Origin of the sequence: Paenibacillus sp. FSL H8-0122, from assembly GCF_038005345.1 — a bacterium.
GTDB lineage: Bacteria > Bacillota > Bacilli > Paenibacillales > Paenibacillaceae > Paenibacillus_AQ.
Map to the genome: position 1 here is coordinate 5345533 of NZ_JBBOTB010000001.1, position 23671 is coordinate 5369203.

The 23671-nt window shown below is 48.3% G+C and carries 18 protein-coding genes and 1 pseudogene; 5 read left to right on the top strand and 14 right to left on the bottom strand.

The window, feature by feature from the left end; translation table 11 throughout:
• Window positions 1–161: 161 nt before the first annotated feature.
• Window positions 162–842, bottom strand: coding sequence for a hypothetical protein (locus NSS64_RS23135; RefSeq protein WP_341141667.1), 681 nt, complete (start codon window positions 840–842; stop codon window positions 162–164).
• A gap of 65 nt (window positions 843–907) precedes the next feature.
• Window positions 908–2332, bottom strand: coding sequence for an aminotransferase-like domain-containing protein (locus NSS64_RS23140; RefSeq protein WP_341141668.1), 1425 nt, complete (start codon window positions 2330–2332; stop codon window positions 908–910).
• Window positions 2333–2594: 262 nt separating this feature from the next.
• Here NSS64_RS23140 and NSS64_RS23145 point away from each other — a divergent pair, with 262 nt between their 5' ends.
• A complete protein-coding gene (locus NSS64_RS23145) occupies window positions 2595–3545 on the top strand; it encodes a DMT family transporter (protein WP_341141669.1) in 951 nt (316 codons plus the stop codon).
• An 88-nt stretch (window positions 3546–3633) separates the two neighbouring features.
• On the opposite strand, the gene NSS64_RS23150 is transcribed toward NSS64_RS23145, so the two are convergent.
• From NSS64_RS23150 to NSS64_RS23165, 4 genes and pseudogenes are all read right to left on the bottom strand, one after another.
• Window positions 3634–4275, bottom strand: coding sequence for an ABC transporter ATP-binding protein (locus NSS64_RS23150; RefSeq protein WP_340943691.1), 642 nt, complete (start codon window positions 4273–4275; stop codon window positions 3634–3636).
• 4 nt (window positions 4276–4279) lie between these two features.
• A complete protein-coding gene (locus NSS64_RS23155; RefSeq protein ID WP_341141670.1) occupies window positions 4280–6502 on the bottom strand; it encodes a DUF1430 domain-containing protein in 2223 nt (740 codons plus the stop codon).
• A gap of 82 nt (window positions 6503–6584) precedes the next feature.
• Window positions 6585–6959 (bottom strand): lactococcin 972 family bacteriocin, encoded by a 375-nt coding sequence (locus NSS64_RS23160; protein ID WP_340943696.1) that lies wholly within the window; start codon window positions 6957–6959, stop codon window positions 6585–6587.
• Window positions 6960–7852: 893 nt separating this feature from the next.
• Window positions 7853–8347, bottom strand: a pseudogene (locus NSS64_RS23165) (general stress protein); the annotation flags it as partial.
• A 341-nt stretch (window positions 8348–8688) separates the two neighbouring features.
• Here NSS64_RS23165 and NSS64_RS23170 point away from each other — a divergent pair.
• The 4 genes from NSS64_RS23170 to NSS64_RS23185 all read left to right on the top strand — a co-directional run bounded on the left by NSS64_RS23170 (window position 8689) and on the right by NSS64_RS23185 (window position 12882).
• Complete coding sequence (locus NSS64_RS23170) at window positions 8689–9000, top strand: (2Fe-2S) ferredoxin domain-containing protein (protein ID WP_341141671.1); 312 nt, start codon at window positions 8689–8691, stop codon at window positions 8998–9000.
• A 165-nt stretch (window positions 9001–9165) separates the two neighbouring features.
• Entirely contained in the window at window positions 9166–10008 is an 843-nt protein-coding gene (locus tag NSS64_RS23175; RefSeq protein WP_341141672.1) for an AraC family transcriptional regulator, read from the top strand.
• A gap of 95 nt (window positions 10009–10103) precedes the next feature.
• On the top strand, window positions 10104–11093 hold the full coding sequence (locus NSS64_RS23180) for an aldo/keto reductase (protein WP_341141673.1): 990 nt from the start codon (window positions 10104–10106) through the stop codon (window positions 11091–11093).
• An 880-nt stretch (window positions 11094–11973) separates the two neighbouring features.
• Window positions 11974–12882: an aldo/keto reductase gene (locus NSS64_RS23185; protein WP_341141674.1), complete on the top strand. Its 909-nt coding sequence runs from the start codon at window positions 11974–11976 to the stop codon at window positions 12880–12882.
• Window positions 12883–12975: 93 nt separating this feature from the next.
• Here the strand turns inward: NSS64_RS23185 and NSS64_RS23190 are convergent, their stop codons facing one another.
• The 8 genes from NSS64_RS23190 to NSS64_RS23225 form a co-directional block, all read right to left on the bottom strand.
• On the bottom strand, window positions 12976–13275 hold the full coding sequence (locus tag NSS64_RS23190; RefSeq protein WP_036723218.1) for a hypothetical protein: 300 nt from the start codon (window positions 13273–13275) through the stop codon (window positions 12976–12978).
• 94 nt (window positions 13276–13369) lie between these two features.
• Window positions 13370–14101 (bottom strand): ZIP family metal transporter, encoded by a 732-nt coding sequence (locus tag NSS64_RS23195; protein WP_340943704.1) that lies wholly within the window; start codon window positions 14099–14101, stop codon window positions 13370–13372.
• A gap of 74 nt (window positions 14102–14175) precedes the next feature.
• Window positions 14176–15132, bottom strand: coding sequence for a peptide-methionine (S)-S-oxide reductase MsrA (msrA, locus tag NSS64_RS23200; protein ID WP_341141675.1), 957 nt, complete (start codon window positions 15130–15132; stop codon window positions 14176–14178).
• 179 nt (window positions 15133–15311) lie between these two features.
• A complete protein-coding gene (locus tag NSS64_RS23205; RefSeq protein WP_340943706.1) occupies window positions 15312–15674 on the bottom strand; it encodes a hypothetical protein in 363 nt (120 codons plus the stop codon).
• Window positions 15661–15837 (bottom strand): hypothetical protein, encoded by a 177-nt coding sequence (locus NSS64_RS23210; protein WP_155991288.1) that lies wholly within the window; start codon window positions 15835–15837, stop codon window positions 15661–15663. The genes NSS64_RS23205 and NSS64_RS23210 overlap by 14 nt, the downstream gene beginning before the upstream one ends.
• Window positions 15834–16088 carry a hypothetical protein gene (locus tag NSS64_RS23215; RefSeq protein ID WP_340943708.1) on the bottom strand — a complete coding sequence of 85 codons (255 nt, stop codon included), beginning with the start codon at window positions 16086–16088 and terminating at the stop codon, window positions 15834–15836. The genes NSS64_RS23210 and NSS64_RS23215 overlap by 4 nt, the downstream gene beginning before the upstream one ends.
• 280 nt (window positions 16089–16368) lie before the next feature.
• Window positions 16369–17982, bottom strand: a complete 1614-nt coding sequence (locus tag NSS64_RS23220) for an S-layer homology domain-containing protein (protein ID WP_341141676.1) — start codon at window positions 17980–17982, stop codon at window positions 16369–16371.
• Window positions 17979–23669, bottom strand: coding sequence for a hypothetical protein (locus NSS64_RS23225; RefSeq protein WP_341141677.1), 5691 nt, complete (start codon window positions 23667–23669; stop codon window positions 17979–17981). Before NSS64_RS23225 ends, NSS64_RS23220 begins: the two co-directional genes overlap by 4 nt.
• Between the last annotated feature and the right edge of the window lie 2 nt (window positions 23670–23671).

Consider the following 23671-nt stretch of genomic DNA (forward strand, 5'->3'; position numbering starts at 1 on the left):
CATTCGCTCCTTTCGCGCGCATCCGCTGCATTCAGGTGCACTAGTGCTCCTCATTCGCTCCTTTCGCGCGCGTATGCTGAATTCAGGTGCACTTCTGCCCTTCCTATGCTCATCGCGGGCCCGCGTTCGCTTCAATCAGGAGTTACTGCAAGTACTCCGGATTATTTGCGCGAGTTAGATTGGCGGCGCAGGAGAATCACTGCGACGGCTCCAAGGACTACTATACCGATACCTGCTCCAGCGTAAATCAGCCAAGATACAGAGTTTGTTTCAGGCACGGTCGTTGGATTATTTTCAGTTGTTGGGTTATTACCAGAGGCCGCCCCTTGATCATCAGCGATCCCGGGCGGCTCCGTGGGCGAGCCCCCTGACATTCCAGCGCCTAGCTCATTCAGGTCCTCCTCGGCACCAGAGAACAATGCGGTCCGGCTGCACAAGCTGACTGTAAGCTTAGCTGTTCCTTCCTCACCCACAGCTTCCTCTCCGCCTGCATACACGATGTAGCGTTCCCCCTTGGTGAACTCGAAGCCGCAGCTCGCCCCCGATGATGCCGTAGTTACAGTAACCTTCTCCCCCAATTCACCCTTCCACCGGGCTCCCACTTGAAAGGTTACCTGCACCGGATCAGCGCTTGACTGCATAATTTTAAATTTCTCTTTAATCGAAACTACTGTTCCTTCAAAAACAGCTGCACTCTTCTCCATTGCTTCCAGCGGTGAAGGAGACACTGCACAAGAACAGGCATAGGTTACCTGCGGGCGCACAGTCAGCAGCGTCATGAAGACAATCAGCGTACAGAGAGTCATCAGACAGGCGCCCCGCATTTTCCTTCTCGTTACCATCAATATCACGCTCCTTATAACCCTCAGACGGAAATTTCCAGAGAAAGGTTACACACGCCCGCCATCTATTCCCCCGCCTCAATCTCCCGCGCAATGGCGGTGAGCCGCTGCATCCCCTCGCGCAGCAAGGCTTCACTGGCGAACGAGTAGCTGAGACGCAGCCAGGACTTCATCTCCCCCAGCGGATCGCAGAGCTCACCGGGAACGAAGGAGATGGATTGCTCCAGGCAACGGGCCAGCAGCTTAGCTACCGGAATACTGTCCGGCAGCTTGACCCACAGATTAAGCCCGCCTTGCGGAGTTGTCCATTCCCAGCCGGTGGCCGCGAGCTCCTCCTCCATAATCTCCTTGTGCACCTGAAGGGCAATCCGCAGCTTGCCGAGATGCTGCTGTAAGCGCGGCGAGGTGTAATAATGCAGGAAAATCTTCTGATTCAGCAGCGGCGTCCCGTTATCCGCCAAGGACTTGGCGGCGATCAGCCGCTCCATGAACGGATAACGGCAGGCCACCGCACAGATCCGTAGGCCGGGGGCCACATATTTGCTGAAGCTGCTAATATACATCACCCAGCCCTCCGTATCATAGGCGAAGAACGGCGGGGGCGGCTCTTCCCCAAAGTACATGTCACGGAACGGATCATCCTCCACGAGCAGGCAGCGGTAGCGCTCCGCAAGCTCCACCAGCAGCTTGCGCTGCTTCGCCGGAATTGTATACCCCGTCGGGTTATGATGGGTTGGGTTGATGTAGAACATCCGCGGCTTATTCTTACGCATCAGCTCCTCAACCGCCGCCAGATCATAGCCCTGCGGCGAGATATCCACAGCTACCAGCCGCGCCCCTGCCCGCCGAAAAATATCCAGCGCCACACTATACGTAGGCCGCTCCACCAGCACAACATCCATCGGACCAAGCATGATCCCGGCAATCAGATTGATGGCCTGTTGTGCGCCTGAAGTAATCAGCAGCTCGCGGGCCGACAACTGGAGCTTATACCGCTCCTCGAAATGGCTGCTCAGCGTAACACGCAGCTCTTCATCCCCTTCCACTGTGGAGTAGGTGCCCATGACCTTCGGGTAGAGATCGAAGACTTTTTTGACATAATCGGACAGGAACAGGTTCGGCAGCAGGCCCGGATCAATCAACGCTTGGGAGAACTGGTACGTGACCGGCAGCCGCTGAATATCGGACATCGGGCTCCTGACCATATATCCAGGCACTGCCGAGCCTTCGTCCGGCGGAGGGTTCAGCCTGCTGCCCGGGGCCACATAATAACCGGATTTGTCTTTGACATACAGCTTGCCGCTCTCGGTCAGCGCCCGGTAAGCCTTGAACACGGTCAGCCGGTGAACCCCCAGCTCCTCCGCCAGCAGCCGGATCGAAGGCAGTTTATCATCGGCCCTCCACTCCCCCCGCTCCATCCGGTTCAGCATGAACTCATAGACTTGGCGGAATAAGGGATTATTCTGCCTGGCACCCGCTATTTTTTTCATCAACCTACCGCCTTTCTGCAACATGTACCGGGGTCGCCGCCGTTCCAATTCTCAATATTCACTCGACACAGCTCCCTCTGACGCTTGCCGACTTCTACATATCCGCGCACGCCCAGCCGCTAACTTCTCTTTGCCCTTATTGTACAGCATTCCCTCCCGCAACTGTTCTACTATCTCCAATCTGTTCTGTGCCTATGAGGCTATGATTAACTGAAATCTTGTACGAGGGTGGCACATTACCACCGCAAAGGGGAACTGAACCATGATTCTGTTAGCTTATTCACTTGTATGTCTGATCTTCGGTACTACCTTCCTGGCCATCAAAATCGGCGTAGACGCCGGAGCGCCGCCCTTCTTCTCTGCGGGTCTGCGTTTTTTCGTGGCGGGTGCGGTGCTGTTCCTGTTCATGGTTCTTAGAGGCAAAGCCCGCTTCTCCCTGCTGCTGCGCAAGGAAATGCTGCTCACAGGAGCAGCCCTGACCTTCGGCACCTTCGCCGCGCTCTACTGGGCGGAACAATATGTATCCTCCGGGCTTGCTGCCGTATTATCAGCCACCGGACCGATGATGATTCTGCTGATGCAGACGGTTTTCCTGCGCCAAAAAGCTCCCGCCTACTCCCTGCTCGGCTGTATCATCGGGTTCACCGGAGTCCTGCTGCTGGTGCTGCCCAGCCTGGCGGCTGACGTTACCCCGCTGTGGCTGATCGGCTGTGTGGTGGTGCTGATTGGGGAACTCTGCTACGCGGCGGGGGCAATCTATTCCAAAAAAGTAATCACCACCTTCTCCGGCGAGTCCCCCGTGGCTCTGAACGCTGCCCAGATGATGTACGGCGGAGCGCTGCTGTTCATCATCTCCCTGTTCACTGAGCCGCTGCACCCGTCCTTCCTGTTGTCATTTAAAACCGCAGGTTCCCTGCTCTACCTGACCGTTGTCGGCTCCATGGTCGGACATACGCTGTTCTATTGGCTCGTCTCCAAGACGAATCCGGTTTTTCCGTCCACCTGGCTGTACATCTCGCCGCCGATTGCCGTTGGGGTAGGCTTCCTGTTCTATAACGAAGCAGTCACCTGGGTAACGCTGCTTGGCGTGTTCACGATTATATTCGGAACCATCCTTGTGAATGCCGGCGCACTGAAGCAGCTGTTCTTCAAGCCTAAACCGGTAATACCCGTTCTGCCAAAAGCAGGCGTTGAACCCTTGGTTCAGGAGTAACTGCTGCGCTTCTCCCCAAACACAAACAGCCTGCACCCCGACTTAAAGGGATACAGGCTGTTCTGTTATCTTCACGGGCTTCACCTCATCACTCAAGCTTTATAATTCTACTGCATACTTCAGTAACATATTGATCATGGGTAACGATTATAATCGTTTTTCCTTCGTCATTGAGCTCTTTTAGAATCCTCATGATCTCATTCCTATTCTCCGCATCCAACGAGCCTGTAGGTTCATCAGCTAATATCATTTCAGAAGGTTTTAATAGAATTCTTGCGATAGCAACCCTTTGCTGCTCTCCACCCGAAAGTTCATGTATTTTTTGTTTAAGTGAAATTTCTAGACCCATCCGCTCCAGTACAGCCATTTTCATTTTTCGCTTTTCTTTCTTTCCTACATTAGAATACATAAGTGGTATTTCCAAGTTATACTCAACTGTTTCATTATCAATTAATGCATAATTTTGAAACAGATACGAAATTTTTGTCCGGAGAAGCCTATTTCTACGGAGGGGACCGATTCTCTGATCTTTCTCGTCAAACAATTTAATCTTACCGCTATCAGGCTTTTCAAGTAATCCGAGGATATTCAATAGGGTAGTCTTACCCGAACCGCTTCTCCCTGTAATAGCAACCATCTCTCCTTTTGAGACGGTCATATTTATATTATCTATGACTGTATGATTGTTATACTTTTTACATATATCAACAAGTTCACATATAGTATTCATATATTTAATTCCCCCCCTTTAAAACCTTCACTTTGTTTTTCTTTTCTATGAGCAAAATTGCTATGGAGGAAGCTATAAAATCGAACAATAGCAAAATAGCTGCTACTATTAGCATTCTAGGCTCAATTCCTCTATTCATACCACTACAAATCACTATTTGAACTATCCATACGAGTGAGAATAAAATTACGTATTCCTTATAAGTTCTGAAAAAACCTGTACCAAATAATCTTCGGACTATAAGCTTATGCTGGTTTTTGTTGAAATAAATTATAATATTCTGAGTTGTAAGCAAGATGAAACCTGACACCAGTCCCACAATAGTAAGGAGGCTTTCCTTCATTGCAATTTCCTTTTGGTAAATTTCCTCTAAAATATATTGATCAATCGTAACCAGGTGTTTTAAATTATCGTCCACTTTCAATTCTTTAAACTTAGGCTCCAGCATTTTATACGTTAACAGCGGATCTCTATTCATCAGTTTTATTTTTAAAGGATCTCCCGGCCCCCGGCCTAATATGGTATCTCTGTCTGTGAGCACACTATTGTACTCTGTTACAACCTCAATAATTGGATCAACTATAACATTATTCTCAGAAGGAAATACTTTCGGATTAAAACTAAATATCTTTTGATTATTGTTAATCCACTTGATATCAATTTTTTGATTTTTTAGACGATTAGGAATTTCTTTTTTATAAAACCCCTGATCATTTTCCATATTGTTTTTTCTCATATTTCGAAAGAAACTTAATATTTCTTTTTCCTTGTCCCGGTATTTTTCAGGCACCAACAATACCCAATCACTCGTATCCTCAGAGATTTGTACAGCCTTATGATCGATATCAAAGACTGGAAACTCTTGCAGGTAGTTATTGTTTGCCTTTATAGAGCGTATCCCTTTCCAATTTCTGTCTAAAAGAAGTTGATCTTCCTCATAACTTTGTGTTTCTATTAATATTGCCCCCATCTTATTCAGCATAAAATAAAGCTCATCATGCGAAGTTAATTCAAATAAGGAATCACTTCCAAATATTCTATCTCCGTCGTAGCCGTTGTTTACCAGATAAAGTACACCGTAGTCCTTACTATGCTCCCAATTCTTTAATTCATGCTGCTTATCATTAATAGATGTATATTCCGACCATGTTGAAAGTCCTATCAAGACCAAAAGGATGGAGCAACCAACCTTAATAAGCATATTCAACACAAATATATGATTCGTGTATTTGTAATGTTTAATGATACTAATTATCTTAATTCTCATAATATACAAATATGAAATTAGTGAAAGGATGATCAGTAGGACATAAACTTTAAACTGGTTAAACATCACTGTGTATATAAATATGTAAGTTGTATTGTTTACTAGTAGGGCTAGAAGCAGTGAAATTGCAACAGAAAATATAAATACAAATGTTATAAGTTTTCCCACCAGAATATACCACAAACGAACATTTGAGATGCCATGCATTTTCAGTATTCCTATTCTTCTGGACTCATTGAACAAGTAATAGATAAGTAAAACCACTGCAACTCCATAAATTGCATAGCTTAAATAAGTTAAAATGGTAATCCAGGGAAAAGTAACACTGCGTACTTCATCATCATTTGAATCTTTTACAAAATCATTAGCAGTAAAAATAATATCATTTTTGTTAAAATACTTATTCGCTTTATCCGCAAAGAGGTTTATAAAATCATTAAAAACTTTGTCGTCAGCTGCTTCTGCATAGTATGCTCCTTGAACAGGAAAAATTTCATAAGATGATTGCAACGGCTTTATGCTGATTCTGTTGTTATCTCCGAAATCTCTGATTTGACCAATTTGATGACTACCTTCTAAATTCACTGTGGATAAATAGAAATTAGTTTGTTTGGTGTCTGCTATTGTTAGATATCTTCCCTGTTTAAGCTTAAAATGATTAAAAAGATCTGTGCTGGTTGTTAGCAGTATATATTTAAAAATTTCTACTTCATCGTTCTCTTTATAATTAATACCGGCTCGTAAAATATTCACTTTGGAAGCCTCTGCTGCTGAAGCTAATATCGGGTAAACCTCTTCAGGACTTGCAAATCCGGGTAAATTCGGAATTACAAATTCTTTGCCAACGGTTTGTTCTATATTCTTAACCTTCTCAAATTCTTCATAATCCGTTTGAAGATATGCAGTATAATAAGAAAACAAAAAAGCTGCTACCAGAAATAGTAAGGATATTTTTTTCAAGTTCAACAATCTCCTTATAAGAAAAAGGTGTGATACTCCACTTCAAAAGTGGAATATCACATCATTTTAATGATGACTTTTATTATTTTTTATAGACATCCCAGTATGCATATCCTGTGCTGCTTTTGTTACCATAGATCTCGGATTTAGCTGTGGTTTTTGCATATTTCCAACCACTTGTATGAGATTCACTTCCTAATTTAGTCGAAGCTTTATGCGACAACTCTGAATGGTCATAGAGTGACCATACATGTTTTTGATTTCCGACTTTTTCAGTTCCGTAGTTCCAGGTTCCTCCACCCACACTTGTACTTGCGAACGGAGTAATCATTGCATTGGTTAATTTCACTGAACCGCTTGTTGCTCCATTGACACTCGCAGCCATGGCTGGTGTTAAGGAAGTTAAGGTAAGTACTCCTACTATTGCTATTGAAGTTAATGTATGTTTTTTGAACATTTATGAATCTCTCCTTATTCATTTTTTGAGTTTACACAGATAAAGTTAGAATGTACAATGCTACATAGGTTCTTAGATATCCACCCAGTCCAAAACTTTCTCAGGGTCAAGATATGGGGGTATATAGGAACCTTTTTTTCTCATTCGGCGGCCTAATATTTGACATAGTTCTTCTCACCTCCTTTCAATATTAATAAAACAAAAATACAAAATTATGTAATAAAAGAAAATATACTAACAATATGTTCGTTTACTCCATATATTTCCTACTACAAGCTTAACATACCAAATATTGTTATAAAATACTTTGGTGTCTAATTATGGGCGAAAACATCATTTCATGTTATATCATGTACAGTGTTAATAGGTTTGGATCCGCACCGCAAAACAAGGGCCTCCCTAAAGTCCGGCGGGACTTCGGGAAACCCTTGTCTGTGGTCATCTTATGTGCCGTTCATCATCCTAAGCTCATGCGTCATCCGCTGTTCATTCGCCGCTTAACGGGTGCGCCCGTGGTTTCTGAGCAGCTCGCTGTCATCCTTCGCCTTCTCATCAACAAGGCTGCCAGGCCGTGCCCCCTCGTGCCTGGCGGCTTCCTGTGCCAGCCGATCCTCCTCATCCTGGAGCCTGCGTTCCGCGGTATGATCCGGCATCTTGTCGATACCGTTACGCGTGCCGGAATACAGATCCCCTGTCATGCCCGGCCGCTTCATATCCTCCACTGCGCTTCGCTCCGGGAGATCATGCTCGGTGGCCGAATTCATCGTATCCAGCCCCGTATCATGCCGGCCTTCCAGACCTGAGCCATTGAACGCCGCATCCACTGCGTCTGTCACGGAGTCCCGTGGAGCATTCATATCAGCAGCCGTACCCGCAGGACCGGTATCCCTCATATAATGGTCAGCGTTCGCCGAATTATGGTTGCGGAATACAGTGTAGACATCCTTTTCGCGCGCAATATCTGCATCTACCATAACCAGAATGCGGCCTTCGTCCACATAGTTGTCATAGCTGGCGGCTTCATCCTCCGGAATCCCCAGCCCGATCAGACCGCCGACCAGACCGCCCGTTCCTGCTCCTACGGCTACTCCTGTCAGGGTGGCTGCAATCGGCCCCGCTGCGATAATCGGCCCGATTCCCGGGATTGCCAGCGCGCCGATGCCTGCGAGCAGTCCGGTCACACCGCCGAGCAAGCCGCCTGTTGCTGCGCCGGTAGCCAAGCCCTCCGGCACCTTGGTCCCCGTCTCATCATTGATCGCTTCCACATCACGTTTATTTCTTGCTATCACTGAGATATCCTCTGTCAGAAAGCCGTGCGCCTTCAAGTCTTCAATGGCCCGTGATGCTTCATGCTCGGTATGGAACACACCTACAATTTTCTTATTCATAACGATTCCCTCCTGGTAGCTGATTTAGGTTGTTAATGGTTTAACTCTCTCTTTACTTTCACATCCCTTACTTAACCAAACCCTTCTCCGCGAAACTGGTAACTTTCAATCTTGAGCCGGGTTCCGCAAAAAAATTTATGAAACAGGAATTTGCCCGCCGGACACATTTCCCACAAATTCAGTGGGTTGAGGTCAGCTTAGATTACACTGAATTCTCCGGTTCATGGCAGTTATTAAGCCTTTGGGAACAATGCTCTAATCTCCTTACATCACCGCCAAAAGGGACTATACTCCTCGTATAACAGGTAAGCTACTCTTATAGAATCCAGGGGGAAACCGCGATGAATATGCGTCTGAAGGTACTTAAGAAGCATCTGCTCTTCTGCTGCAGTGAGCACTGCAATAACCAGGATGTAGAGGATGTCATGCAGGAATTCAAGGAGCAGCTGGTGGAGCAGGGGATCAACAAGACGGTCAAAATCAACAAAACCAGCTGTCTCGGCCTATGTGGCAACGGCCCTTTTGTCATCGTGTATCCGGACGGGATCTGGTATTACAATGTAACAACGGAGGATGTGGCCCGTATCGTGGAGGAGCATCTGGTGAACGGACAGCCGGTAGAAGAGCTGGTTATGCTCAAAATGGAAGCCTGATTCCCAGCAGCACCAGCCAGTCTGCCTTCAGCCTCATACTCTCAGTCCCTCCCCTCCCCGGGCTGGGACTATTTGCGGTTGTCCGGTCCTCCTCCTTCTGAGGTATACTAGAGGTATATGTTCATTAGGAGTGCCATCATCCTTTTAGGAAATGAGGCTGCAAGCATGACTGTATTCAAATATAACGCCCATCGCCCTCACCGGGCCAATCCTGACTTATATCTGCATTACTGGGGCCAGGAGCAGTGCGCACCCGGTCATTCGTTCGGACCCGGGGTGCGCAGCCTGTACAAAATCCATTTCATACACGCCGGAACCGGCACGGTAACCGTAGGTGAAGCCACCCATACATTGAACGCAGGGCAGGCTTTCCTCACTTATCCGCATGTGGTAACACATTATGCCGCAGATCAGGATGATCCTTGGCTGTATTCCTGGATTGCTTTTACCGGGGAGGAGGCGGCCTATCTGTTGTCACGAACTTCGCTTACCCCGGAGCAGCCGGTGTTCCCGATGGATCAGGAGCTGATGCCCTCGCTGTCTGCCAGGTTATCTAAGACGGGGAGCAGCGGAGCGCTGCTGGACCTGCCGCTGAAGGTGATGCTCTATGAGTTCTTCTCCCTGCTGCTGCGCACGGTCCCGGCTGCCGACAGCCCGGCTCCGCGCAGCAGAAGTGTCTATGTCGAGCAGTGCCTGCATTACCTTCAAGCCCATTACGCCGAGAATGTGACGATGGAGAGCCTGTCCGCTTCCCTGAAGCTGGACCGCAAATATATGTCGGCGCTGTTCAAGCGGACGGTCGGCTTGCCGCCGCAGCAATATCTGCTCCAATTCCGCATGTCCAAGGCCTGCGAGCTGCTGACGGAGACCGGCTGCACCATCGGGGAGATCTCGCAATCGGTGGGGTATCAGGATGCTTTGCTGTTCTCCCGGATGTTCAAGAAGGTGAAGGGCTGCTCGCCCAAAGAATACCGGCTCCGCCATGCAGATACGGACATTGTGCTATAAAAATCATCCATGCTGACATACGATTGAAAGCGTTTATCCGCTACAATTAGGGAGGTATGAAGTCCCGCACAACTTAAATTTAGGAGGAATCCAATATGTATATCGCCAATCCTGAACGTTATGACAAGATGAAATATAACCGCACCGGACGCAGCGGCCTGCTGCTGCCGGCCATCTCCCTCGGGCTGTGGCATAATTTCGGAGGCAATGATGTCTTCGAGAACGGCCGCGCTATGGTCCGCCGGGCGTTTGACTTAGGAATCACCCACTTCGACCTCGCTAATAACTACGGTCCGCCCGCCGGCTCTGCCGAAGAGAGCTTCGGGCAGATGCTGAAGAAGGATCTTGCCCCTTACCGCGATGAATTGATCATCTCCAGCAAAGCAGGATACTATATGTGGCCCGGCCCTTACGGTGAATGGGGCTCCAAGAAGTATCTCGTCTCCAGTCTGGATCAGAGCCTGAAGCGGATGGGGCTGGATTATGTAGACATCTACTACCACCACCGTCCAGATCCGAATACGCCGCTGGAAGAAACCATGTCTGCCCTCGACCTGCTGGTACGCCAGGGCAAGGCGCTGTACGTCGGCATCTCGAACTACAGACCGGAGGAAGCGCGTGAAGCCGCGCAGATTCTCCGCCGCCTAGGCACGCCGTGCCTGATCCATCAGCCGAACTATTCAATGATGTCGCGCTGGATTGAGGACGGCCTGCAGGATGTGCTGGAGGAAGAGGGCATCGGCACCATTGCCTTCTCCCCGCTGCAAAAGGGGATTCTGACTGACCGCTACCTGAACGGCATCGCAGCTGATTCCCGCGCAGCCGGTCCGAGTGTCTTCCTCTCGGAGAAGGAGCTCACGCCTGAGGTGCTTGCCAAGGTTGGCAAGCTGAACGAGATTGCGGCGGCACGCGGACAGAAGATGTCCCAGCTCGCCTTATCGTGGGTTCTGCGCGGCGGCAAGGTGACCTCTGCACTGATCGGGGCAAGCAAGATCAGCCAGATCGAGGATGCCGTAGCTTCACTGAATGCGCCTGAGCTAAGCGCGGAAGAGCTGGAGCAGATTGAGACAATTCTGCGCGGATAAGCCGGGGCGGATACTGCACCTGCCGAACCTACAGATCACAGAGCACAGATTATGACGGCAACCCTGCCCACCGCTCGCGGTGGTGCAGGGTTCTTTTTTTGTGCAGATCTCCCTAACTAGTACATCATCAGAGCTAATCTTGTGAATATGACAATGATCAGACCTTATCACGCGAATGCTTCATTCCTGTAGCTAAACACCTGATGCTGTACTAGCTAGAACAATAGCAATTGCATTTTGTACCATAGAATGCTGTAAAAACGGCTATCACCTAGGCTCTATTGTATTCTGTACAGTTGAATCTCGAGCAATGGCTATTTTTCACCTGAAATGCAACTTTCTGCTGTACGAAATACAGTAGAATCCCATTTCACAGCAAAATATGAGGTTTCCATTGCAGGAAATACAATCAGTTGGTTATTTGGTGCAATAGAACATTGGGTTGGCGGGAGAGCTTCAACTAATCAGTGCTTTATGGCGTGTAGTTCCAAGTAGACATTCAGGGATAGTTGCAGAATGTACACTTAAAAAAAGCGAAAAAGAAGGCTTGCCCCTTATAGCTGTAATCTGTACAACTAAATCTGCCCCAACGGGTGGAAACTCGGGAAAGCGGGGATTTTAAGTGTACGAAATACAGCTAAACGTATACTGGGGAGCAAACCAGGCGTTTTAGTTGTACAAAATACAATTAAGCCTATCGCCTATGAGTGGGTACGCTACTCGGGGCGCTGCAAAAAATGGTTTTCACTAATTTAAACCTGATGCTGTACCCATTGAACCTTGAAGCGGTCCCGCCCGAGTGCTTACGGTGTGCCTGAATGCTATAATGAACTCATTCATAACCATCAATAACTATCACTGCGTAACGAAAGGACATCCGATGAAGACTAACCGATTGGGGAAATCCGATTTACATGTAAGTGCCATGGGGCTTGGCTGCATGTCGCTGGGGACAGAGGAAGCGCAGGCCACCGCCATTATCCACGAAGCGCTCGAACGCGGAATCAACTTCCTGGATACCGCCGACCTCTACGATGAGGGCCGCAATGAGGAGATTGTCGGTCAGGCCATCCGGCACCGCCGCGCCGATGTGATCCTGGCGACCAAGGTGGGCAACCGCAGAATTCCCGGCAAGGAAGGCTGGAGCTGGGATGCCTCCAAGGCCTATATCCGCTCCGCTGTGAAGGAGAGCCTGCGCAGGCTGCAGACCGATTATATTGACCTGTATCAGCTGCACGGAGGAACGCTGGAGGATGATATCGAAGAGACGATTGAAGCCTTCGAGGAACTGAAGCGGGAAGGGGTTATCCGGCATTACGGCATCTCCTCCATCCGGCCGAATGTTATCCGGGAATATGTGCAGCGCTCCGGCATCGTCAGCGTGATGAGCCAGTATAGCATTCTCGACAGACGCCCGGAGGACAGCATTCTTCCGCTGCTGGGCCGCGCGGGCATCAGCCTGATTGCGCGGGGGCCGCTGGCTAGCGGCATTCTGACCGATCATGGCCGCAGCAAGGCACAGCGGGCATACCTGAACTATACGGAGGCCGAGCTCACGTCCCTGCATGAGCAGCTGATGAGCCAGACCACCCTTACCCGGACGCTGACGCAGACCGCGCTGCAATATCCGCTGGCCGATCCGGCGGTAGCCGCCGTAATCCCGGGGGCCAGCAGCCTGGAGCAGCTGCGGCAGAATATGGCGGCTGCCCGCTCGCAGCCGCTCTCTACACTGGAGCTTGAAGCTGTACGGGATTCCAGCAAGGCAGGACGGTATACTCTACACGTGTAGAGCGGCCTTACGGCTAACAGAAGAAGCTGTACGGAAACTGTAGGCATTACAGTCTCTGGACAGCTTCTTATTTTTTGCTTAGCTTCTTATTGTCTACCTATGAGCGCGATTCCTTGCCTTAACTATCCACGTAATCAATGCAGCTACAAATACCACTGCGGTAATGAGCCAGGTCAGCAGGAACGCCATGCCCAGCCCGATATTGGCATCCAGCGCTTCCCTTCTGCTCTCCAGAATCAGCATCACGGCCAGCGGCGCTCCGCTGGCTATCAGGAGAACCGTCATGCTGTAGCGGGCGAAATTCGTCCGCTTCTGAATAGCCGCGTATAAGCACAGGTATGAAGCAATCAATAATACGAAGGATAATACAGCTTCCCATTCCAGTCTAACCATCGTGTCACCACTCCTTCTCCATAGGAACCGGGGATTGCGTTATAGTATAGCGGCTGCGGCAGGCAGATGCAAATGACACTGCCGCTGAAGCAGTCTAGCCAAAAAACTGCGTAATATAGACCATCGCCAGCAGCCCGAAGATAAACGAATACGTCGAGGGCCGTTCAAAGCCGTGGCCATGGCTCTCCGGGATCAGCTCCTTATACACGATGAAGAGCATCGCTCCGGCAGCGAACGCCAGTCCGTATCCAACCACATTCTGTACATAGCTGGCAGTAAAATATCCGATCACAGCCGACACCATCTCCATCAGACCGGTCAACGCTGCTATCGTCAACGCCTTACGCCGGCTGGCGCGGGCATTCATGAGGAAGATTGCCAGAATCAGCCCTTCCGGCATATTCTGCGCGCCAATCGCAATCGCCACCATCGGGCCGAGGCTTGTCTGCTCGCTGGCATAGCTGAAGCCTGTGCTAAGCCCTTCGGGGATGTTATGAATGAACAGCGCAATCATGACGAGCAGCGCTTTGGAATCCAGATTGCTGAGGCCGGGCTTATTCTCCACATCGATATGCGGAATATGACTCTCGATCAGATCGAGCAGCAATACGCCGGTAATCAGCCCCAGTGTCAGTGCAGTAATACCCGATTCTCTGATTGCCTGCGGCATCAGCCCGAAGGTGCTTGCAGAGACCATGATCCCGGCCGTGAAGGCCACCAGCACATCCTTCCACAGCTCGGACAGCCGCCTTACGAACAGAATAGGAATAACGCCCAGCACCGTTGCCATGGCAGACAAAAAGCTGCCTAAAAGTGCACCCGCCAAATCTTCAACCCCTTTTGTGGACAGGACTATAGATTCAGCATATGCTCAAGGCAGCTATAAATAGACCCATAGCTTCAGAGTCTCACATACCGACCCAGCCCTCTGTCTTCAAGCTCTGCCTTGGGGACGAACTGAAGGGAGGCAGAATAGATATGATAATGCTGCTTCGCCGGCTCCGGGCCGTCAAAGGTTAAATACCCCAGATAAGCTCCGCTTAACCTGCTGCGCAGCACGGTCCGCACCTGTCCGCCGCTGTAATCGGCTTCCCGCCGGATCATCCCCTCTTCCACCGGACCCGTGAAGCTGGGCCAGCCTGTCCCGGAGTCGAATTTGTCTGCCGAGCTGAACAGCGGATCACCGCTGATCACATCCGTATAGAGGCCTTCCTCGAAGAGGTCCCAATACGCATTCTGGAAGGCAGGCTCCGCGCCTTTGTTCTGGGTGACCTCATATTGCAGCTCTGTAAGCTGCCCCCGCAGCCGCTTCTTATCCTCACGGCTGTTCCAGTGCAGCGCTGTGAAGTCGTCACGGCCCGAGCCCTTCTGATACAGCTTATAATCCAGCGGATGGGTCCGGTAATACTGCTGATGCTCCGCTTCCGCCGGATAGAACGGCGCAGCCGGCAGGATGGGCGTCACAATCGGCGCCTTGAAGCGCTTGCTGGCCTTCAGCCTCTCCTTCGACAGCTCCGCCAGCTTCCGCTGCTCTTCATTGTGAACGAAGATCGCCGGAGCGTAAGAATGCCCCCGGTCCATGAACTGCCCACCGTCATCCGTCGGATCGATCAGCTGCCAATAGATCTCCAGCAGCCGTTCATACGGGAACAGCTCCGGATCATAGACAATCTGCACCGCCTCCCGGTGCCCGGTAGCTTCCGACCCTACCTCTTCATAAGTCGGATTCTCCGTGTGCCCGCCTGTATAACCTGACACTACCGAGACGATGCCCGGCAGCTCGTCGAACGGCTTGACCATACACCAGAAGCAGCCGCCGGCGAAGGTCGCCAGCTGCAGCGTATCATTCGAAGTCAAACAGACCGCCTCCCTGCATGCTTTTCCCCTATTATATCTGAATATCCCGCTTCTCCAAAACGGACAGGGCGATGGTTAGAGCCAGCTGTTTCAGCTGGAGCTGGTGCTTTTTCATATTGAGAGAGATGAACGTGGCGGAGGACTAGTGTACGAGGGGGAATGATGCGCAGTGGGGCCTACTACTTCAGTTTCTTGCGCTCACGGCGGGGCTTGTGCCTATGGTTGCTGTCCCATAACTCTTTGTGCATCAAGCCTGCGAATACAAGCATTACCAGGGTCAGCACCAGCACATACTCCCGCAGGATATCGGATAAGCTGCCGGACAGGTTCAGCCCGAGAATAATGTTCAGCCTGCCCCAGAGCAGATTGAGACATAGCAGCGCTACCGCCCCGTAAGTTATCCACACACTGCGGAGATATAAATTATACGTACGCAAGGGGCCTCGTCCCATAAAATACCTGCTGTAACGGATAACATACGCGGTAAAAGCGATCAAGGCTATCATTTCCAGTGTAATCAGGATCAAGTCAATAATGTCCATGCAGATCATCTCCCCTTCTGCCTAAGCCGGTACGGTGCAGATCAATAAGCCTCTCTAGATCATTGGATTCATACGCCTCCTGAATTTGGCCCAGGGTCTCAATTTCCCGTTTGACCCGGCTGGGCTTCAGCTCGTGCTTGCGAAAGATATCGAGGAGCTTCACTTGTTGACGACCCCCTCATCATTAGGTTTTTTCTCTGCGGTTCCTCTCTCGATCAGCAGCTTCACGAGCGTACGGTTATATTCGCTAAGCTGCTTCTCATTCTCCTCATCCCGTTTCTGATAATTCTGAATCACTTTCTCTTTATTCGCAATTTGCTTAACACTCCAGATCAAGGCAGTAGATAACAGAACATTCAGCACGACCGAACCGTTGTTATCCACGAAAAGGCCAGTCAATGCACTGAAATCCATCTGTATCCCCCCATTTCCTAATGTAATCGGAACGGATTCGCGCCTTTACCCCTGTCCACATTTTTGGCGCAGTCCATTGCCGCCACTCTAACAGAATCACCCTCAAGCTAATCTACTCTAGCAATAGCCATTCTGATTGGGTTGTGCAGCAAAAAAAACGGAGGACCCGGCGCCCCCGCAGTTTCATTAAAGTTCACATAAAGAAAACCAAACTGACAAAGAAAAACTCTAAGTCAGCTTGGTTTGTATTCGTTTGTATTCGTTTGTATTCATTTAAATTTCAATTCAGCTCATTAAACCTTTCGAGCATCGTGGCAACCTCCGCTCGGGTAGCAAGACCCGAAGGATTGATAGTTAAATCCGTGTTGCCCTTCATAATGCCCTTGGACACAGCCCAAGCAACGGACTCTTTGGCATAGCCTGAAATTTGATTGGCATCTTTGAAGCTCAGGCTTGAATTTTTAGCTTGAAGGCCAACACCTTTAACCTTTGCGTATCTATGCAGCATAACAGCAATTTGCTCACGGGTGATGGCCTCATTGGGAGCGAATTTACCCTTATCATACCCGTTAACAATGTTCTTTTGATTGGCCCAAATCACCGGATTTGAATACCAGCGGCCACTTAGAACATCAGAGAATACACTCACAAATGTAACATCCGGTTTATTCTCCATACGATAGATTACAGTGGCCAGCATGGCACGGCTCATCTTCCCGGAGGGTGAGAATTCCGTTTCAGAGGTTCCCGTGAATAGTCCTTTGTTGTACACATACCTTACAGAAGGATAGAACCAATCGTCATGTGCTATATCTGTAAAAGGAGTTTTCTTAGCAAAGGTTACAACCACAATGGTGTCACGGCTAACCTCTGGAATGGTGTAAATGTCATGGCCTATAAATTTGTCACCGTTGACAAAGATATATTCGGTCTCAAACCCTTCATCCGGAATCATTCTGATGGTTGCAGAGGTTGTGGCACGAATGGTCTGAGCTTCAAAGCCCTCGGCAATTTTGCCATTTCCGCCTTTAACAGAAGCTTTAACGGAATAGTAGAGATCAACTGCGGTGTTATTGACTGTTGTATTGTCGGCCGGAGCAGCCCAACGTTTCGGGCCGACAATTTTGGAGTTCTCGAAATCGGAAACACCCATGCTAAGCTTTTCAATAGCTTCAGTGATTTCCGACGCCAGCGCATCCTTGTTATTAAAAACAGCCTCAGCCCCGGCAATCACCTCTCTCAGTTTTTGAGCGGATTTTGTCGGATACCAATGATCCGGATAGTAGATGTTTTTGGGATTATCCGCAATAGTAACTGAAGCAAGTAAAGCTTTTGCAGCAACAATGTTTTCATATAATAGAGATTTTGAGGGGTCCTTTACTCCATCGCCCACAATAATTTGCACATCTTCAACCGGTTCAATGTACCGGTGTGTCGCATCTTTGTTCGTTAGAATGAAGCCGCTTGAAGAGATGCTGAACGTGCCGCTGTTCTTAGCTTGAAATACAGCCGTTCCAATATTTTTCAGTATGGAATCCTCTTTTCCCTTGGCGGTCATATCCAGATAGACATAGTTGATGGCACCATCGGAATATTTCATTGAAATGTCCTTTTCCACATTCACACCGGTATTTTCCAGTACATAAGAATCAAACTGCAGCTTTCCTTGAAAGCCATATACAGGCGCCCTTCCGGCACCCGTATAGGAAAGACTTAGCTTAACAAATATTTTTTCTCCAACTTCAAATGATGATTTTAAGGAACCTGAGCTGTCCGTTACTGTGATGTCCACACGATAACTAAGGTCTGCAGCATCATTTGCGCCATAGGCATATGAGGGTAGGGCAGCCCCTAGAAGCATGATGCACAAAATGATTTTTAAGTATTTGATCATCTTTTAAGTGCCTCCATTAGTGTGAGCTGCGCATCTACAATATCTACAATGCCGTTACCGTTTGTATCAGCTCTCATCCAATTTTCTACAGAACTAAAACCGTTGTAAACATTGTCTAAAATAGCATTCAATGTTGCCAAAACGTCGACTTTATCAATAGCACCACTGCCATCGGTGTCTCCACGCAGAAGAACAGGAGATTTCACCGTTGGTTCAAAACCAAGCTTGGCTGTTAATTGCTCGCCTGTGACAAGCTCCTTTGAAGCACCAATATATGCTTTCTTAAGATTGTCATATAACAGAGTTTGTTTGTTGCCTCCAATCACAACCGTTGCCTTGCCCATGTTCATTTCAGTGTATATGTTGTACAACGAGAACCCTTGTGTCTGACGAACTTCATAACGGTAACCATAATCTTTTACTTTGATTTTGATAACGTCTGACAGTTCTTTATAGACCGTCTTCCCGTCCTGGCCTTCAAAGGCAGACAGTCTATAACTAACCTTGATGGCAGTTTCGCCTGGAGCTAATGCTTCAATGGTCCCGTCTTGCGAGAGTCTGACGATGTTCTGATTATACAGAACGTCCCACACAACGTCTTCTGCCTTTAGAACGGTACCGTCAACTGTGCGGAGAGCTTTAACCGAAAGCGCCGTTGCCCCGCCTATGCCAAGCTCAATCGAATCAGGCTGATCCTCGGAGCCCTCCAGGTCAGAGATTAGCTTGATGCCTTCATACTCTGACAGAACACGATTCACAAGATACACTGGAACAACCGTTTCGTTACCGGCATCATCAACCGCTGTAAGCATCAGGGTTTGGTTCGGGTCCTCGCTTGAGGCCTTGCGATTGACAACGAAGGTTCCGTCCGGACTGATAACAATTCCGTCTGAAGTGCCGTCTAACGTTAATGTTGCGGATGGATCTGTTAGACCACGGAAGCTGTAGCTTGAGTCTGCGCCAACAAAAACAACCTGATTGCTGACAGTGTTATCAACGTTTTCCCCGTCAAGGCTGGTTTGAACATCTTCATCAAGGAGTAACGCAGGTGCTTTTGTATCAACAGTAAATCCAATAGCCCCTGATGACCTGCTGCCTTGGAGGGTGTCACGGTTTTCAGCAACCGCTATGAAGTCAACCAGCTGCTGGCCGTCTTCAAGATTTTCTTCAAATGACCAGACCTTCTTAAATTCTTGAGGCGTGTTTTTATCTTCGGTGTTAAGATTTAAGGTCATTTTCACAGGTCTGTCGAAGGTGTACGTCGCCTTGAATTGGTTAGTGTTTAAGTAATAGAGCTCCTGTGATCTGTCAATGTTTGTCTCAACGCTTACAAGCTGAGGCTTATCCGTTGAAGGCATAACAAAGCCTGGCGATGATGCCAATTCGGTTGAACGGTAATATTCCGCCTGTGTAAGAGCAGACTCCACAATTCTAACCGCCTGCACTTTAACAAAATAAGTCTTGCCTTCCTGTAATAGAGGCCGGTTGGTTTGGCTTTCTAATGGTTTGAGAAGGATCTCACTGCCCACTTTAAATTGACCAAAGGAATTCTCGACCTCATCCCCATCCTCGTCTTGGATCGCCACAAGATAATGTGTTGCAGTGTCGTCACTTCCCGTTATGCTAACCTTCACATATCCGTCACCGCTGTAGACCGCAGACACAGATTTAGGGTTTTGAGGGAGCAATGGATTGGTAAAAGTGAAGGTTGAAGCAGTGATTTCCTTGCTCATTCCGCCTTGATGGTTCACAAGCATGGCAACCACATGATATTTCCCTTCAGGGAAGGACTCAGGAAGCGTGAATACATGAGAACCTGATTCAATTTCATCTAACTCCAGGTTACCGATACTAATTAATGATGAAGTATCTTGAATGTTAGAAGATTCGATGGCTTTCATGACGGACGGGTCCTTCGTGACATAGACATTAAGTGCACCCGAATATTGGCCCTGCTTGTCCGTAGTCCAGGAAACGTTAAGCTCACGGCTTGTATTGGTGCTGGTAGAAGCACTAACTCCTGTCAGCTCGGGCATATAGTCAACACTGTTTACTGCAAAGTTGTCAATATAAACATCAGGTGTTGAAACTGAAACGGACCAGTTCCCCCCAACAATCAGAGAGGGGTCAGTGACTGAAATGTACAAATAATTCGTGCCGTCTAAAGATTGAACAAGATAGTTTCCGTTGCCCTTGTTATCGTCTTCAACCATGGTCAATCTTTTGCCATTTGGATTGGTGACATTGATTTCTGAGGCAGAAGGCTTTATCAAACCGCGAAGTGGAATTTCAAAGAGAAGTGCATCCTTTGTTGCCGGGTTAATCTCTTTGGTAACCCCATTCCCGGCCCTTGTCTTAGCGACGGCCTCCGTACTCAGTCTTCTCATATTCGTTCCATAGATCATGGTGGTAGGCACAAGGTTGCCGCTCTCGTCCAGCGCTTCCGAGTGAACATAGTGAACGGCGTCTCCTCTTGAAGAGAGGTCGATGGACCCGCCAAAGCTTAGGTCACCGTTCCAATAATAGATAAAGCCCAGCTTCACCCCAATGACCTTAAAGTTTGCACCCACAAAGTCAGAGGAGACGGCTGCCTCAACGCCTGCGATCTCCTTGCCCCCGAGCAGCGGGATGGAGTCTGGAATGAACAGCCCTGCATACACATAACCATAAAAATAATCTTCCGTAATTTTAATCGTGATCCCGCCACGAATGGCTCCGGCATGAATACTGATGCTGCCGAAGGCATTAAGCTGAAACGGCGAGATCCATTGAACATTCATTCCCGCTTGAATATTAAGCAGCCTTCCCTCTTCATCTTTCTCCAAGTGGCCGCTGCCTTCTATGGCAAGACCGGATAGCTTCGCATCCAGCTTAAAGTCACCTACAATAATGGCATTAATTAATAGCCTTGTTTGAAGATGGATGGTAAGGGGTGGAAGTTCGCCTGCCGGTTCTCCGGCAACGGTGTCTGCAAGGTTTGAGATTCCTCCGCCAAGGCCTGTGATAAATACATAAGGTGCAACCACGGGAACCTTCATTGTGGATGGCGCCAAAAAGAAGGTGAGCTTGTCCAGCATCATTTTGGGCACGGAGTTAATAGGCACCTTTTTGAGGGCCAATGACCCTTCTACTTCCAGCATGGTAACAGAAACACCGGCATCAATACTATAAATATCTTCAATGGTGTTAATGGTGATATCCGCTTTAACACCGGCTTCGTTTCCTACTAACGGGCCTAATATATCTTTGGGCAGAGCTACTGAGAGTGTTGTGTTAATGCCAACAAAACCAATCTCGCTGTCTTTACTTCCATAGAGAACATCTTGAACGTCCGCTGTGAGCGAGCCTTTATAATCATAATGCTCCTCACCCTTCGATGGATCAGCAGCTTTTAAAGGCATTGAAATTCTTCCGCCAAAGCTAATTCCGAAATCATCATCGTCCCGGGTCATCACACCGTATTTAATATTGATTAAAAAACCTGCAATATTTTGCAGCATATAACCGGCATCTCCGAGCTGAAGTTCAAAGGCCTCAGCAGTCTTCCCGGCAACAGCCTCCCGGTTCAGCGTATATTTGGTTCCATTGCTGGCTTCAAAATGCCACTTATTATGCCAAATATTAATCGAGTTGATCACTTTGACGGTACCATCGCCTTCCAGCTTGGCCCCCTTGCTGTCAACGGTCATCTTAAGGGCTTCGGTGCTGTCATAGGTCAAGATGCTGTTGATGGTAATGTCGCCATCTGCCGAGCTGGCAGAGTAATATTTTTCCGTCCCTGTATCCATAAGTCTGATTTTTCCGCGAAGGGTCAACAGAATTTCTGTTTCGTCTTCTTTAAAGGCTATTCCTTTGTGAAGAATGCCGTCTTTGCTCACGCCGCCGGCTATAAATTTCTTCATTACATCTTCGTTTGTAAAACTGATATAGTCATATAACTGTCTGTGGTTTGCAGCATCTGTGAACCGGACCAGCGAAACAATACCATAGCTTGCACTTTTATCCGCTAAATTACTGGTAACGTCCACTGTAGTGGCTGCTTTAATTTTGGTACCGAAGGCATCGATCAGCTGTTGATTTGTAAATCTGAATTCAATGTCATACTTTCCAACCGCCAACGTCTGATTCGTTGAGAACGCAAGTGTTTGGCCTTCATCAATAAAGCTTATTTTTCTTTTGTCAATCAGAGCAGCCTCACCGCTTGAGGATGAAACAAGGTACAGACTCCATCCGTCACTTCCCGAGAGGGCCCCTGACAACACCTTCATATCGCCAGAAACGGTAAGGTTTTTGTCGCCTTCATAATAAACGGCCGCCGGGAAAACATGCTTCATTGAAACCTCCGGGAGCTTTCCTTCCACTGCAGGAATCAAAATGTTTGTGTTGGCACTGTAGTCAACCACTTTATTGGTATTAGCATCAATAATTTCTGTGGCGTTTAGCGAAACGACCAGCCGTTTTGACGTGATCATAGACTGTGTCTCTGCAATAATGTCAACATCCGGAATATTGAACACCGTTCCAATGTTAAGACCGCCCGAAATCTTCACCGTGTATTCCCGTGTCTTCGTGGCTGCAAACACAAGCCCCTCTTCGAGACTAAGCTTTACAAAGGGTTCTATAAGCTCTCTTGCTCCGGAGACACTATTGTCGATGGTTACATTTGCTTTAAAAACACCATTGTTCTCATACCCTTTTTTGTCGTTTGCCAGCAATACATTTTCGGTTTGGATTCCTATAGACACATGCTCCTTTTGGGTTTGTTCAGCAAAGCTGCCGATCCCATAGAGCATTTCAGAAATTCTGACTTGACCCGGCTCAATGGATTTTTCATTCCAATAATAGGCCGTTGCCGTGTCAGGAACCAAGTACCGGTTGGAATAATTAGTAAAGTCAACACTGGGGTTTGGTGTGTACTCGTATCTGGTGTTTGCAAGATTAATCCAGTGTCCGACAATCACTTTATCAACGTTGACATCCTTGTTGCCGCTCCAGCCGGACAAGAGGGCATAAGCCGTCTTGTTCGAGGCCGACAGGGAATCAACATATCTGATTTGCTGCGGAAGGTTGTCACCGCTATATTCGGTTTCAACGATTGTCGGCTGCGACGGGTCAACCAGCACATAAGGTGCGTCGATCTCTGAACCCAGCGCGTTGTCCAGAAGAAGCCGAATCCCCACCGTTCCGGCCGTGGCATTGTTATTTTTCACATCATATGAGATACCAATGTTACCCGTCCTTGAATTGTTAGGGTCGATTGAAATGGACACCTTTTGTGTGATGGTATAGCCCTTAATGTCCCATGCAATGGTTAAAAGCCTGTTTTGCTCTGAAACGACAGGTTCATGAAGCTTGGTATCGATTCCGAACCAGCCGTATTCCTGACCGAAAATAAAATCCTTTCCGTCGATACGAACGGTTGTGAAGGATGTTCCGTTGCTCCTTGCCGCATCTTCCTTATACAGAAGCGGAAGATTGTTATCAAACGCTTTTTGCGGATGACCGTCAATGGTTTCGATGGAGAAGCCACCCGTTTTTGAATTAATTGAATATTTCATAAATTCGTTCGCAATGGAATAATCCGCATTACTGGCGTCAGCATGAACAGGGAAACTTGCAAAGGTGAAAAGCATGGATAGAATAATAGCTGCAGCTATGCTGCGTTTCATTGTTCTATAGAACGTCATTG